Below are 13,273 nucleotides of genomic sequence, written 5' to 3' on the forward strand. Positions count from 1 at the left end.
GCCGTTTGCCGATCAGCCGTCCAGCCCGTGCATGTGACGGGTTTCGAGCCATACCCGCGTGTCGTGCCTTAGCGCCTTCAGGCATTGCGCCAGAAAGGTCTGTACCGTTTCCAGTTGCGCGGTATCGAAATTGCGCGCAAGCAGCGTCACTTCACGCGCAATGGCATGTCGCTCGGCCAGCAGTGGACGACACTGCTCTTCAACCGGCCGGATCACGATGACCCGGCGGTCGAGCGGGTGGCGGCCGCGCTCCACATAACCGGCTGCCTCCAGTCGGTTGATGAGAGCGGTGGCGCCCCCCGGGCTGATGCCCATGAGCTGGGCCAGCTGCCCCGTCGGCAAGGACTCGAATTCCAGCACGAGGTCCAGCGCCTTGAGGTCAGCCAGCGCGATGCCCATCTTTTCAGACAACGAAGCCTGGCAGGCTGCGGTGTAGGCGGCGAACTGCCGCCCGAGCATCAATGCAATGTCATCGATCATGCCAGGCCGTGTCTCGTCGCTTTCGGAAACTGAGGTAGACGGCCGGCTAAGGTGTACCGCTGAAGCCAGCTGCAACATGGTTCACGCTCCTTTGTCCGTCCCCGGGATTACTTGGCGGCGCCGCCCAGGCCGCCCAGCAGGCCACCCAACAAGCCGCCTACCAGGCCGCCGTTGGCATTGCCGCCGTTGCCCGAGCCGCCCGCCGAACCGCCAGCCAGGCCGCCGGTCAGACCGCCCACCAGGCCGGTCACCGGCGCCAGCAGACCGCCCGCGCCAGCGTCACCGCCAGGAGCGCCGCCCAGGCCGCCCGTCAGGCCGCCGACCAGGCCGGTCACCGGAGCCAGCAGACCGCCATTGGCGCCGTTGGCACCGCCAGCACCGCCCAGGCCGCCCGTCAGGCCACCGACCAGGCCGGTAACCGGAGCCAGCAGGCCACCGTTGGCACCGCCAGCACCGCCCAGGCCGCCCGTCAGGCCACCGACCAGACCGGTAACCGGAGCCAGCAGGCCGCCGTTGGCGCCGCTGCCGCCACCCAGGCCGCCGGTCACGCCACCGAGCAGGCCCGTCACGGGGGCGAGCAGCCCGCCTTGACCGCCACCGGTCACGCCGCCCAGACTGCCCGTCAGCGAAGCGACCGCGGCGGTGGCGCTACCCAGTGTGGCGCCCAGCGGGTTGGTGTTCTGCGGCGTGGCGTGCAACACGCCGCCCAGGCTGGCGACCGCATTGCCCAGGTTGCTCAAGACGCCGTTCAGGGGCGTCCCTTCGGGCAACGATCCATTCACGCCGGCCAGGGTCCCGCCGACTTGCGTCAGCAGTCCCGCCACCGGAGCGCCCAGGCCCGTTGCGCCACCCACTTGCTGCGTCAGGCTGACGACCTGACCGGCAACCGGGCTGACCACGCCATCCAGGCTCTTGCCCACGCCACCCAGGGCCTGGTTCAGGCCGAGCGGCAATACGTTGTCGACTGCGGTGCCGGTATTGCCCAGGGCCGGTTCCAGAATGGCCAGCTTGTCTCCGTTGCCCAGGCCGGCGGTCAGGCCGCCCACCAGTCCGGTGACCGGATTGAGCAGCCCGCCTTCACCCGCCAGGCCGGCGGTCAGGGCGCCCACGGCATTGGTCGCGTTGCCCAGCACGGTCGTCAGGGGCTGGGGATTGTCGGGGTTGGCATTGAGCAGGCCGCCGACACTGCCGACGGTGTCGCCCAGACCGCTGACGAGCCCGCCCACACCGGTGCTCAGGCCGCCGGGAAGTCCGGCGCCCGCCACGCTGTCGCCCAGGTTGCTGACAGCACCGCCCACCTGAGTCAGGACGCCGTCGACCGGTGCGCCAAGGCCAGTGGCCGCACCGACTTGTTGGGTCAGGCCGGTCGCGGTGTCGACAACCGGGGCCAGGGTCGGGTCGAGCGCTTTGCCGATGCCGCCAAGCGCGTCACCCAGTTCCAGCGGAAGTGCGTTGTCGACAGCCTTGCCGGTATTGCCCAGCGTGGTTTCCAGCAGGCCGGCCGGCAGGGTCGCCGGCGGGTTGCCACCGCCGCCACCGCCACCGCCCCCGCCGCCAGGCAGGTCGCCGCCGCCGGGGCCCGTGGCGTGCTTGCCGCCACCGCTGCCGCCACCGCAGGCGGCAAGAGAGGCCGCCAGGGCGGCTACCAGGGCGGTCCTGGCCAATACGCGTTTAACGCGGCGTACGTCGGAATTGTTCGCAGACATGATTGCACTCCTGAAGTGGACGGGTCGGCGTCGTGTGCGCCGGTTACGTCCTTTCAAGCACGATCCATGCCAACTTTAGAATTATCGTCGGATTGCCGCGACGACCTTACCGATGTCGCCAGGGAAATTCGTGATACTTCAAGAGCTTGCGGCGTTTATTTAAATTATCTCTAAGCCGCGAAAATCTTAAATTTGGGACGTTACGCTTGCTGCGAATGTTACGGTTTCAGCAGTAGATGACGTTACGTTACGGGCTATGTTACGTAACGCCACACTTCCCAAGACCTTTTTTTAACCTCAGAACGCGTCGTAGAACAGGGAGTAGTTCGCGTTGAAGCGCACACCCCTGTCATTGTCATCCACGGTCCGAGCGCCGACAGGCTTGGCCACGTTCACGTCGAACAAGTAATGTTTGTCGTCCGTAAACCGCAAGCCGAGGCCCACCGAAGACAGGTGACCGGGATTGTTGTTCTGCAGGGTGCGGTTGTTGTACCAGGTGCGCGCGTAATCCACGACGGCATAGGGCTGAACGTTGTTCAGGTACTTCCAGCCCACCCCGAAACGACGGTTGATCTCGGCGGACAGGCCCACACCCTTGTCGCCGCTTTTCTCGCCTTGGGGATATCCCATGGCAAATCGCCAGCTGCCGTACGAAACCTGTTCCGAACTGGGCAGCACGTCGTCGGTGTACTGGGCGGCGCCGCTCAGTACGAGCCCGAATTGCGCCGGCAGGCTGAAGGTCTGCCGCGCATCGAGGTTGTAGCGCGTGAAATTGAGATCGACATCGGGCACGCCGGTATAGCCATAGTTGGTCTCTACGGTCTTGCCTGCGCCGACCTTGTTGAAACCCTGCGACACGCCCAGTCCGATCTCTGTCGAACGTGTCGGCAGAACGTCGCGGTACCGCAGTTCCGCCGTGGCGGCGCGCACATCGACGTCCTGCTGCAGCCAGTAATCGTTCTCGCGTCCCTCGTAGCGGTCCTTGGCATCGACCGCGTAGACTCCCGCAGTCGCCGTCAGCGACCGGCGATTGTTCAGCAGCAGCGGATAGCTCAGCGCAACGGCCAGGCGGTTGTTGGTGACTTCCCGGTCGTAGCCCAGGCGCTCGACCGCATCGTCCTGGGGCGACGATTTATAGTGGTGGGCGTTCACGTGCAAGGCCATGCCATCCGAGCCCAGCGGCACGGTAATGGCGGCGGCCACATAACGAACGTCGTCGCTGTTGAGCGGAATGCTGCTGGTCAGCTTGACCTGCTCGCCGAGCGGCGTGAGGCTGTTCGTACCGACGTTCACCAGAGGCTGCATGCCGGTGCCCAGGTCTGCCACACCGCCGTCGGCCGTGACCGGGCGGCGGGTCGCGGTGAGTACCAGTTCAGTCGCCCCGTCCGCGCGGCGCGGCAAGTCCAGCGCCGGCTGGAAAGTCACGCCGGGCACGGTGCGCATCAGGTTCAAGACGCGTTCCAGCGTCGCCTGGGTCAGCGGCCGTTCTTCTTTCAGCGGGGCCGCCAGGCTGGTCAGTCGGTCGCGGGCGTTGCCGATGTCGCCATCGATACGGACTTCGGCGATGTATCCCTCGACCACGGTGACAACCACCAGGCCGCCGGCGAAGGTCTGGTTCTGCAGCAGTGCGAACGACAGCGGGTAGCCGCGCTCGCGGTATAGCGCCGTGATCTTGTCTACCTCTGCAACCAGGGCACCCACCGTAGTTTCCTTGCCCGCCAGGGGCGCCAGCAGCGCCGAGACTTCATCGAAGGGCAGGGTGCGCACGCCGGACACGTCGAAATTCTGGGGAACGAGACGCTGCGCCAACCGGGCTTGAACGGCCTGTTGCTCGGGCGTGGGCGCCTGCAGGGCCGGCTGCGCCTGGGGCGCGCCCGTGTTGGCGGGTGTCTGGACCCGTGGCATTGCGTCTACCGGGTTCCCGCGCAGCGGGCCGTCGGCGTAAGCGGTGCCGCAGCACAGCAGGGTGGCAAGCGTCGAGGACGCGAAAGCAGTGGTGCGCGAAGAAGCAGTCATGAGCCGCGAAGATTCCAGGAATGTGTGGCGGCTACGCCACGCCGCGTGCCAGCTCGATATCCAACAAGAACAATGCTAAGAGTTTCGAATGTTGCCATAACGCTAAAAATTGGGCGTGGTGTGGCAAAAAAACTATACAAAAATGTCACCTCTATATAGATCTAAAGCGCCATTTATCGCTATTTGTAACTAATATGCTGCAATCTGTTGTCGGTTTCAATCATTATCTAGACTTATTGTTGGGATAAGTTAGGATAGTCGGAAATATATGAACAAAAACCGTAATACACGTAGCGTAAACAAATTGTTAAAAATTGAGGCAATTACGATGGCAAGGCCTAGTTCGGCTCGCTTGTCTTCTCATGGCACCACCGGATTGCCCGGGCAAATTATTCAGCGGCTTACAGCAGCGCAACGGATGTGTCCATGAACCCCGGTGAGATTGTTCCCCTGTCCTTCGCCTCCGGACTGGTAATTCTGTCGTTCCTGGTGGCGGGTTATGGCGCTTATGTGGCGCTGGCGGCTGCCGCGCATGTGCGCGCCGCAGTTGCGGATGGCCAGCCCTGGCTGCCCTATGTGGGCATCGCTGCCGTCGCCATGGGAGGCATTGGCATCTGGAGCATGCATTTCATCGGCATGCTGTCGCAGTCCATGCCGTTTCCGGCCGGCTATGAGGTCGGGCTGACCGTCCTGAGCTTCCTGCTCGCGGTGCTGTGCTCGGGTTTTGCGCTCTGGTATGTGGCCAAGGCGCGTTTTTCGGCGCTGCGATGCGTGGCTGGCGGCGTCGTCGCCGGCCTTGGCATTGCCGCCATGCACTATGTGGGAATCGTCGCCCTTCGCGTACCGGCGGTGTTCCAGTGGAATATTGCGCTCGTCGTGGCTTCCGTGCTGATCGCCGTGGTGGCGGCCATCGCGGCCCTGTGGCTGGCCTTCAACGTGCACACCATCAGTCAGCGTGTGCTTGCCGCAACCGTCATGGCCGTTGCGGTCTGTGGCATGCACTACACCGCCGCGGCCGCCGGGGCCATGGTATGCACCGCGCCCCGGGAATTCACCGGCCTGCTTATCGGCGGGGCGTCGTTGCCCTACGTGGTGTTCGTTCTGTCTATCGTCACGCTGGCGCTGCTGCGCTGGCAGTTGCACCGCGCTTCTGCCCGGTTCCGGCTCAAGATGGCGCGCCGTGTAGATGTGCTTATCGGATCTGGCGCCCCAGGGATCGCAGGCAGTGAGCCTGCCCAATCCCTGGGACGCGGATAAAGCCTCGGCCTGCCGAGGTATGGGGGCCGGCCGCCAGGCGATCTGGGGGCGGCCAAAACTGTATGGACATGCACAGGCATGGGAGAGAGAAATGAAGCAGCAACTTTTGCAGTTCTGGAATGATGAAGAGGGCGTGACCGCCCTGGAATATGCCATCGTCGCGGCCGTGCTGGTCGTGGCCGTGGGCGCGGCAATGTGGGCCATGGCCGACGAACTCGAGACCTTCTTCGAGAGCATCGGTGCGAAGCTGACCACCGCCGGCACCAAACCGACCTGATCAGGCGAATGGGCGCACGTGCATGACGATGCCCGTGCGCGTTTCGTCTATGCGGTATCGATTCAGAGTTAGGCAATTGCCGGATATGAGCGAGGTTGGATTTGTCCACAGGGGAAGCATTGTGGTGGCTGCTGTTCGTCCTATGGAGTCTGCTGCTGGCGTACGGAGATTTGCGTTACCGGAAGGTATCCAACACGCTGATCCTGGCGGCGCTATGCGGCGAACTGCTCTGGGTGGGCGCAGCCCTGCTGATGCCGGCCTGGCACTACCCGCCGTTATGGCCGGGCTGGTGGCTCGCGTTGGCCGGATTCCTGCTGGCAGTACCCTTCTTCCTGCTGTGGCAACGGCGGTGGATGGGCGGCGGCGACGTCAAGGCCATCGCGGTCTACGGACTGGTCCTGGGGCCGGTGCGCTTGATCATGGTGCTGGCGCTGGCCAGTCTGATCGGCGGGCTGCACGCCCTGGTCTATATGGCGGTATCGCGTCATCGGGCTCTGGACGCCTACTGGAGCCGCGTCCCTTACGCGGCCTATATGGCGATCGGCGCGCTCAGCGTGGGGCTTATTCCATTGAGTTCGGCCTGGTTTTCGTAGTCTTTTTTGCGGTTCTTTACGCCATCCTGACCTACGCCATGGTGTTCACTGCACAGCAGTCCCTGAATCTGGCTGCCCAGGACGGCGCTCGCAAAGCCTTGCAATGGCAGAACGGCTCGGCCGCGCTCGAGGCTCGTGCCAACGCGGCGCGCGACACGGCGTTGGCCCAGGCCGACTGGATCTCCCTGATGTCGCAAAGCCCGGTCCGCGTGGCCGTATGCAGCGCCTCGGGCATGTTGAGCGCCGCCAATGCCACTCAGTGCAGCGGCGCATTGCTGGATCCCGACCAGATCGAAGTGGTGGTCAGCTATGGCTATGCCAGCAGCCCGTTGATCCCGCTGCTGCCATGGCTGGGACAGGCCATGGTGCCTCGCGAATTGCAGGGGCGTGCCACGACATATCTGGGCCAGCCAGTCGCGGCCGGCGCGACGCCATCATGACGGCCCGACGGTCCGTTCGTGGCGGTAGCGCGCCGGTGCGCCAACGGGGCGCGGCCGCGGTCGAGTTCGGCCTCATCATCACCGTGCTGTTGTTGATGTTGCTGGCCCTGATCGGATACGGCGCCCTGTTCTGGGCGCAGCAGCAGTTGTCGGCAGCGGTCGGCGAGGGCGCGCGCGCCGGCTTGCAGGCGCAGTACGCCGGCCATGGCAACGTCCAATCGACGGCCTGCGATACGGCCCTGAAGGCCTTCGGGCCGGGGCCGGCCGTCCAGTGCAACCATACGGCGCCGCAGCAGGTGTGCGAATGGCCGGGCGTCGACGGTGCGCAGATGCCTTGCGTGACTGTCGAGCTCACGTACGACGTAACGCAATGGCCGATGCTGGAATCTTTCCAGGCATTGGTCAGGTTCGCCACCGGTGGTGACGTCGAGCGCCTGATTCCCGCCACCTTGTCGGCGCGCGCCACTATTCAAATTTCACAGGAGCCGTTATGACCGGCGTAACCAAGATTTTCGCCGCTGTCTTGATGGTAGCCGGCATCGTGTTGGCAATACTTGCATACTACCTGGCCAGCAGGCCGGCGCCGCCCGCGCCTGCCGCGGAATCCCCGGTGGCCGCTCAACCCGCCGCTCCGGCGACCCAGCACGCGGTGGTGCTGGCCGCGAAAGCAATCCCCGCGGGCACGCGCCTGGAGACCGGCATGCTGGAAGTCCAGCAGTGGCCCGTCGGGCTCAGCCAGGGCTTCGCCAAGCCGGAAGACCTGGTCGGCGAAGTGGCCCGGCTGGACATCGCGGCCGGCGAGCCGGTCACCCGGCAGGTGCTGGCGCAGGGCCTTGCCCGCCAGTTGCGAACGGGCGAGCGAGCCGTGGCCGTGCCCGTGGACGAGATCATCGGAGCGGGCAACCGTGTGGCGCCTGGCGACCTGGTCGATGTTTTCTTCTCGCTGGAAAAGAACCAGGAAGTCCAGGGCAGCCAGGTGCGCCTGCTCCAGTCGCGCGTGCGCGTGCTGGCTTACGGTGCGGAGTCGATCGACGGGCCTGCCCCCGGCACCGACCGCTCTGCCGTGCAGCGTAGCGGCGGGCCGGCGCCCGCGCGTTCGGCCCTGCTGGCGGTGCCCGTGCAGGACGTGAACGAGTTGCTGCTCGCCACGCGTTCTGGCCGCCTGCAGTTGGCCTTGCGCGCACCGGACGACGAAGCGCTTCCCGACCGCGATCTGTTCGTGGCCCGCAAGCCGGTGATGCCGACGCGTCCCGACCTGTCGCCCGAGCAGCGGCAGGAGCTTGCAGAAGGGGTGAACCGCGCGTACGCCGGCGACAGCCTGGCGCAGCTGGACGGTCCCGCTCCCGAACCCGTGAAGCGCTCGGGTTCGGTGGCCCGTGGCGGGGGGCGCTCTATTGAAATACTGCGCGGCGACAGCGCCCAGCGCGTTGCCTACTGACCCAGCCAGACAGACTAATTCGACCTTCCCATATCTATGTCGACACGGATGAAACCCAGCATGCGCGCCTCGTTGATCTGCACCGCACTGACGATGGCGGGCGTTTTTTATGGTGCGCCCGCCGCCAGTCAGGCCCGCGCCACGCCGCCGGCGGCCGAAGCGGCCGCTACCCAGGAATTGTCGATTCCGGTCAAGGGGCAGCACCTGCTGCCCTTGCCCGGCACGCCCACCCGCATTGCCGTGGCCGATCCGGATGTCGCGGACGTCAAGGTGCTGCCCGCCGCCGCGGGCCGTCCGGCTGCGGTCATGCTGATAGGCAAGAAGGCGGGCACGACTGAAGTACAGGTCTGGGCGCGCGATAGCCGCACGCCGATGGCATGGACCGTGCGCGTGACCGGCGCCGTGCAGGCTGAACTGGCGCGCCGCGGCCAGGCGGGCGGGGCGCAGGTCGACATCGTGGGCTCGCACGCCGTGGTGTCGGGCCAGGCTCCCTCGGCATTGTCACACCAGAATTCCGTAGCGGCTGCCGCTGCCGCCGTAGGCGCGGATAACGTGGTCGATGTGTCGACCGCGGCGCCTGGCGGCGTGGTGCAGGTCGAAGTCAAGGTGGTCGAGGTTTCCCGATCGGTGATGAAACAGGTGGGCCTGTCCATGACGGGCAGCGCGGGCGGATGGGGCTTCGGCGCGCGCACGTCGCCGGGCAGCCTGTCCATACCCGGGGCGATCAGCGGCCGAAATGTCCTGGGCGACGGTTTCAGCCTGTTGTTCGATTCGAACCATTTCGGCGCCACGCTGCGCATGCTGCAGACCAATGGAATGGCTCGCGTCCTGGCCGAGCCGACCCTGGTGGCGCTCAGCGGCCAGAGTGCCAGCTTCCTGGCCGGCGGCGAGATCCCCATTCCGGAATCCGGCGGTCTGGGCACGCAGAATGTCGTGTTCAAACCCTTCGGTATCGGGCTGACGGTCACTCCCACGGTGATGTCGCGCGAGCGCATCGCGTTGAAGGTGGCGCCGGAAGCCAGCGAACTCGACTACGTCAATGGCATTCCCATTCTGAATGGCGAGACGGCCACGCTGATCCCGGCCCTGCGCACGCGTCGCGCCGACACCATGATCGAGCTGGGGGATGGCGAGAGTTTCATCATCAGTGGCCTGGTGTCGCGACAGACCAAGGCCTCCGTCAACAAAGTGCCGTTCCTGGGCGAACTGCCGATCATCGGGGCGTTCTTCCGTGGCGTCGAATATTCGCAAGAAGAGCATGAGCTGGTGATTGTTGTCACCCCGCGTCTGGTGCGGCCGATCGCGCGCGGCGTGACCTTGCCGCTGCCAGGCGAACGCCAGGACCAGCCGGACTCTCTGACCAATGCCTGGGGTTATTACCTCATGGGCCCGGCGGGCGGCCAACAAGCACCAGGTTTTTCTCGGTGAAGCATATGAAGGCGCATTCCTCAGAATTGGCCGGATTGCAAAGCGGCATCCGGTTTCTTCTTTGTTCGCAAGCCGACGGCGTGGCCGCGCAGCTTGTCGCCGCCCTGGGTCCCATCGGCGTGCTCACGCAGGAGTCGCCTGCGGTCGACCAGCTGGGACGCCGTCTGGCCGATCTCGACCCGAAGATCATCTTCCTCGATTTCACGCTGAGCGATGCCGATCCGGGCAAGCTGTTGCGATCCGCGGACCTGGCCCGCACCCTGGCGCGAGTGGCTCCCGCCATTCCCCGTGTCGCCGTCGGGCTGCTGGGGCAACCCGAAGGCGCCATCGCCGCACTGCGAGCCGGGGTGACCGATTTTGTCGATCCCTCGGTGGCGCCCCACGAGGTGCGTGAGGTGGTGCAACGTCTGCTCGACATGCCCGCCGCGGGCGGCCCCGAAGGCGGATCGCGACGCGACGTGCTGCTGATCGGCGCGCGTGCCGGCGTCGGGACGAGCACGTTGGCGGCCCACCTGGCCGGCATCGCGCAAGACCGATATACGCAAAACCACGCGCAGCAGAGCGGCGCTGGCCGCAAGGGCACCGACACTGCCACTCAATTGCCACTTTCCGCGCGCGTGGCGTTGCTGGACCTGGGCTGGCCCATCGGCGATGCCCAGTTGTATGTGAACGTCGTCGGAGACTTCGACTTCGCCGAGGCCACGCGCAATCTGCAGCGGCTGGACGCCACCCTGCTGGGTTCGGCCATGGCTCATACCGCCGAAGGTCTCAGCGTGATGTCGTTGCCTCGCGACGCGGCGCAGATGGCCAATGTCTCGCCTTCCGATTCCCTGCTCGTGTTCGAGCGGCTGCGGCAACATTTCGGCCTGATGGTGACGGACACCGGCGGTTTCTCCAACATGGACTTCGTGGCCGGTCTGGCGCGCACGGCCAGCACCAGCTGGATCGTCACAGACCAAAGCGTCAGTTCGCTGGTCGCCCTGGCCGGCCTGCTGCAGGACCTCGAACGCCGCCATGTCGAACGTCGCACGCTGGGGCTGGTCGTCAACCGTTACGACGAACGCTATGGCATGACGGCCCAGCAGATCGCCGAACGATTCCAGCTTGAACTCGTGGGCACGCTGCCCGACCGGCCGCTCGCCCTGATGGTGTGCACCAACCAGGGACGGCTGCTGCACCAGGATGCCGAGCGAGACGTGTATGTCCGCGGCGTACAGGCTCTGACCGAAAAGCTTTGCAACGACACAACACAGAGTAGTGGACGCGGCAGCTGGCTTGCAACGTGGCTGCCGGGTGTACACCGTCGAATGCTGGTGGCTCGATAACTGGCTCCGACAGGCAACAGGACACCGACATGATCATGACAGCGACGATCCAATTCGGCCCCGATGGCGACAAGAGTTTCGTGGGCTCGGCGCGCTACCAGGAAGTCAAAACAGCGGCGTACGAGCATCTGCTCTCGCGCATCGAAGAGCTGGGCGCGGAGTTTGGCCGCTGGGCGCGCGATGCGATCCAGGACTTCGTCGATATTGAAGTGGCCAGCTTCGCGCGCACCAAGCGCGTAGCCATCAACGAAAGCGAAATGCGCCACATCGCCGAGGCGCTGACCAAGGAACTGGCGGGCCTGGGTCCATTGGAAGACCTGCTCGCCGATCCGGCGGTAGAAGACATCCTCATCAACGGCTACGACAACGTTTTCGTATCGCGGCGCGGCGTGCTGGCGCGCGAAACCCTGGGCTTTTCCGACAATCAGCATGTGCTGCGCATCGTGCGTCGCATTCTGGCTCCGATCGGGCGCCGGCTGGACGAGTCGAGCCCCATGGTGGACGCGCGCTTGCCCGACGGCGGACGCCTGAACGTGGTGATCGAGCCGCTGGCGGTCGATGGGCCGATGGTGTCCATTCGGAAGTTTCGCAAGGACCCGCTCAAGCCGGCCGACTTGCTGACGCTGGGCACTTTCAATGAAGAAATCCACCGCTTGCTCAACATGGCGGTGGCCAATCGCTGCAACGTGCTGGTGTCCGGCGGCACGAGTTCGGGCAAGACGTCGCTGCTCAACGCGCTGGCATTCTTCATCCCCCCTACGGAACGCGTGGTCACCGTGGAAGACACGGCCGAACTGTCGCTGAACCACCCGCACGTGGTGCGCCTGGAGTCGCGGCAGGGTGGTTTCGATGGCGAAGGCCTGGTCACGATCCGTGACTTGATCCGCAACAGCCTGCGCATGCGGCCCGATCGCGTGGTCGTCGGCGAAGTGCGCGGGGCTGAAGTGATGGACATGCTGCAGGCCATGAACACCGGGCATGAAGGCTCCATGGCCACCATCCACGCCAACTCACCGCGCGAGTGCCTGTACCGGATCGAAATGCTGGCGGGTTTTGCCGGCTTCCAGGGCAGTGAAGACAGCCTGCGGCGCCAGATTGCCAGCGCCCTTGATTTCATCGTGCAGATCGGCAGGTTGCCCAATGGCAAGCGTCGGGTGCTGTCGGTCACCGAAGTCACTGGCATGGGCGACAACGTCATTGCCACGCAGGAGCTGTATCGGCACGAGACCTACGTCTCGCCCGACGGCGAAGAGAAGGACACCTGGAACTGGCTGGGGGTGCACCCGCATTCGCCGAAACTTGCCAAGCTGCGCGACGAACTGCGTGCCAGCGTCGCCGCACAGGAAGAGCCTGCTGGTGGCGGGTTCTGGAGCCGCAGACGATGATGGCCGCCGCATTGCTGATGGCCGCCGCTGCGGTCGCCCTGGTATCCGGGGCGGCCCTGCTCTGGCGCCGCGCGGGCCAAGGGCAGCGGCGCCAGGCCACTACGGTGTTCCTGGAACGCCAGCTTGCCCATGGCCAGTCCAATGGCAGCAATGACGACGACACCACGCCCATGACCGCGGTTCGCAGCGGAATAGAGCGCTGGGATACGTTGCTGCGCTGCGCCGGAATCCGCCAGACACCCGGACTGTACGTGGTGATCGCGGGCGTCCTGGGCGGCGGAGTGCTGCTGGCCGCGCTGCTGGGCGGCGCGGTCTCCGCCATCGTGGCGGCGGTCGCCCTGCTGGTGGCCACCTATTTCTACATCTGGCTGCGCGCCGACCGCCGCCGTGCGCGCATGTTCGACCAGCTGCCCGAAATGCTCGACACGATGGTGCGCCTGATCACCATAGGCAACAGCATGGCGGCGGCTTTCCAGGCAGCCGCGGCCAACACCAACGAGCCGCTGCGCGAAGTGGTGGAGAAGGCGGCGCATCTGAGCCGCACCACGCAGGAACTCGACGTGGCCCTGGCGAACGTCGCCCGGCAGTACGCTTTCGAAGAACTGCGCCTGCTGGCCGCAGTGGTCCGCGTGGCACAGAGATTTGGCGGCCGCAGCGACGTGGTGCTGGAGCGCATCGCCGCTTTCATGCGCGACCTGGCCCAGGCGCGCGCCGAACTGAACGCCTCTTCCGCAGAGGTGCGGCTGTCGGCGTGGGTGCTGGCACTGATGCCGTTGGCAATTGCCTGCTACATCATGCTGACCAACAACGCATTGTTCATGACCATGTGGGACGATCCGCTGGGCTTCAAGATGCTGATGGCCGCCCTGGGCCTGCAGACCCTGGGCTCGTTCTGGCTGTATCGCATGTCCAAATCCATATAACGGGA

Annotated in this window: 13 protein-coding genes; 10 read left to right on the top strand and 3 right to left on the bottom strand. The window is 65.4% G+C overall.

Translation table 11 applies throughout. The features are described 5' to 3' along the window. Window positions 1-12: 12 nt before the first annotated feature. The 3 genes from ACV17W_RS20315 to ACV17W_RS20325 all read right to left on the bottom strand — a co-directional run bounded on the left by ACV17W_RS20315 (window position 13) and on the right by ACV17W_RS20325 (window position 4,202). Window positions 13-558 (bottom strand): MarR family winged helix-turn-helix transcriptional regulator, encoded by a 546-nt coding sequence (locus ACV17W_RS20315; protein ID WP_462594168.1) that lies wholly within the window; start codon window positions 556-558, stop codon window positions 13-15. Window positions 559-587: 29 nt separating this feature from the next. Further along, entirely contained in the window at window positions 588-2,186 is a 1,599-nt protein-coding gene (locus tag ACV17W_RS20320; protein WP_462594169.1) for a collagen-like triple helix repeat-containing protein, read from the bottom strand. A gap of 297 nt (window positions 2,187-2,483) precedes the next feature. Further along, window positions 2,484-4,202: a ShlB/FhaC/HecB family hemolysin secretion/activation protein gene (locus ACV17W_RS20325; protein ID WP_462594170.1), complete on the bottom strand. Its 1,719-nt coding sequence runs from the start codon at window positions 4,200-4,202 to the stop codon at window positions 2,484-2,486. A gap of 426 nt (window positions 4,203-4,628) precedes the next feature. Between ACV17W_RS20325 and ACV17W_RS20330 the strand changes: the two genes are divergently transcribed. The 10 genes from ACV17W_RS20330 to ACV17W_RS20375 all read left to right on the top strand — a co-directional run bounded on the left by ACV17W_RS20330 (window position 4,629) and on the right by ACV17W_RS20375 (window position 13,268). Continuing rightward, entirely contained in the window at window positions 4,629-5,459 is an 831-nt protein-coding gene (locus ACV17W_RS20330; protein ID WP_462594171.1) for an MHYT domain-containing protein, read from the top strand. A 91-nt stretch (window positions 5,460-5,550) separates the two neighbouring features. Then, window positions 5,551-5,736 carry a Flp family type IVb pilin gene (locus ACV17W_RS20335; protein WP_462594172.1) on the top strand — a complete coding sequence of 62 codons (186 nt, stop codon included), beginning with the start codon at window positions 5,551-5,553 and terminating at the stop codon, window positions 5,734-5,736. Between the two features lie 95 nt (window positions 5,737-5,831). Continuing rightward, complete coding sequence (locus ACV17W_RS20340) at window positions 5,832-6,329, top strand: A24 family peptidase (RefSeq protein ID WP_462594173.1); 498 nt, start codon at window positions 5,832-5,834, stop codon at window positions 6,327-6,329. Window positions 6,330-6,352: 23 nt separating this feature from the next. Next, a complete protein-coding gene (locus ACV17W_RS20345) occupies window positions 6,353-6,769 on the top strand; it encodes a pilus assembly protein (RefSeq protein WP_462596600.1) in 417 nt (138 codons plus the stop codon). After that, window positions 6,766-7,263 (top strand): TadE/TadG family type IV pilus assembly protein, encoded by a 498-nt coding sequence (locus ACV17W_RS20350; protein WP_462594175.1) that lies wholly within the window; start codon window positions 6,766-6,768, stop codon window positions 7,261-7,263. The genes ACV17W_RS20345 and ACV17W_RS20350 overlap by 4 nt, the downstream gene beginning before the upstream one ends. Beyond that, window positions 7,260-8,207 (top strand): Flp pilus assembly protein CpaB, encoded by a 948-nt coding sequence (gene cpaB / locus ACV17W_RS20355; protein ID WP_462594176.1) that lies wholly within the window; start codon window positions 7,260-7,262, stop codon window positions 8,205-8,207. The genes ACV17W_RS20350 and cpaB overlap by 4 nt, the downstream gene beginning before the upstream one ends. 48 nt (window positions 8,208-8,255) lie before the next feature. Further along, window positions 8,256-9,635, top strand: a complete 1,380-nt coding sequence (locus ACV17W_RS20360; protein ID WP_462594178.1) for a type II and III secretion system protein family protein — start codon at window positions 8,256-8,258, stop codon at window positions 9,633-9,635. Next, window positions 9,632-10,960, top strand: coding sequence for a P-loop NTPase family protein (locus ACV17W_RS20365; RefSeq protein WP_462594180.1), 1,329 nt, complete (start codon window positions 9,632-9,634; stop codon window positions 10,958-10,960). Before ACV17W_RS20360 ends, ACV17W_RS20365 begins: the two co-directional genes overlap by 4 nt. Before the next feature lie 29 nt (window positions 10,961-10,989). Next, window positions 10,990-12,345 (top strand): CpaF family protein, encoded by a 1,356-nt coding sequence (locus tag ACV17W_RS20370; protein ID WP_462594182.1) that lies wholly within the window; start codon window positions 10,990-10,992, stop codon window positions 12,343-12,345. Further along, the gene (locus ACV17W_RS20375) at window positions 12,342-13,268 is read left to right on the top strand and encodes a type II secretion system F family protein (protein ID WP_462594183.1); all 927 of its coding nucleotides are present in this window, start codon (window positions 12,342-12,344) and stop codon (window positions 13,266-13,268) included. The genes ACV17W_RS20370 and ACV17W_RS20375 overlap by 4 nt, the downstream gene beginning before the upstream one ends. The last annotated feature ends 5 nt before the right edge of the window (window positions 13,269-13,273 follow it).

It is taken from the genome of Bordetella sp. MIP270_01_BMS, assembly GCF_054958705.1.

Excerpts from the sequence above, each read along its gene's own strand:
- ACV17W_RS20315 (WP_462594168.1), bottom strand. The coding sequence starts at position 558 with ATGTTGCAGCTGGCTTCAGCGGTACACCTTAGCCGGCCGTCTACCTCA.
- ACV17W_RS20320 (WP_462594169.1), bottom strand. The coding sequence starts at position 2,186 with ATGTCTGCGAACAATTCCGACGTACGCCGCGTTAAACGCGTATTGGCC.
- ACV17W_RS20325 (WP_462594170.1), bottom strand. The coding sequence starts at position 4,202 with ATGACTGCTTCTTCGCGCACCACTGCTTTCGCGTCCTCGACGCTTGCC.
- ACV17W_RS20330 (WP_462594171.1), top strand. The coding sequence starts at position 4,629 with ATGAACCCCGGTGAGATTGTTCCCCTGTCCTTCGCCTCCGGACTGGTA.
- ACV17W_RS20335 (WP_462594172.1), top strand. The coding sequence starts at position 5,551 with ATGAAGCAGCAACTTTTGCAGTTCTGGAATGATGAAGAGGGCGTGACC.
- ACV17W_RS20350 (WP_462594175.1), top strand. The coding sequence starts at position 6,766 with ATGACGGCCCGACGGTCCGTTCGTGGCGGTAGCGCGCCGGTGCGCCAA.
- cpaB (WP_462594176.1), top strand. The coding sequence starts at position 7,260 with ATGACCGGCGTAACCAAGATTTTCGCCGCTGTCTTGATGGTAGCCGGC.
- ACV17W_RS20360 (WP_462594178.1), top strand. The coding sequence starts at position 8,256 with ATGAAACCCAGCATGCGCGCCTCGTTGATCTGCACCGCACTGACGATG.
- ACV17W_RS20370 (WP_462594182.1), top strand. The coding sequence starts at position 10,990 with ATGATCATGACAGCGACGATCCAATTCGGCCCCGATGGCGACAAGAGT.
- ACV17W_RS20375 (WP_462594183.1), top strand. The coding sequence starts at position 12,342 with ATGATGGCCGCCGCATTGCTGATGGCCGCCGCTGCGGTCGCCCTGGTA.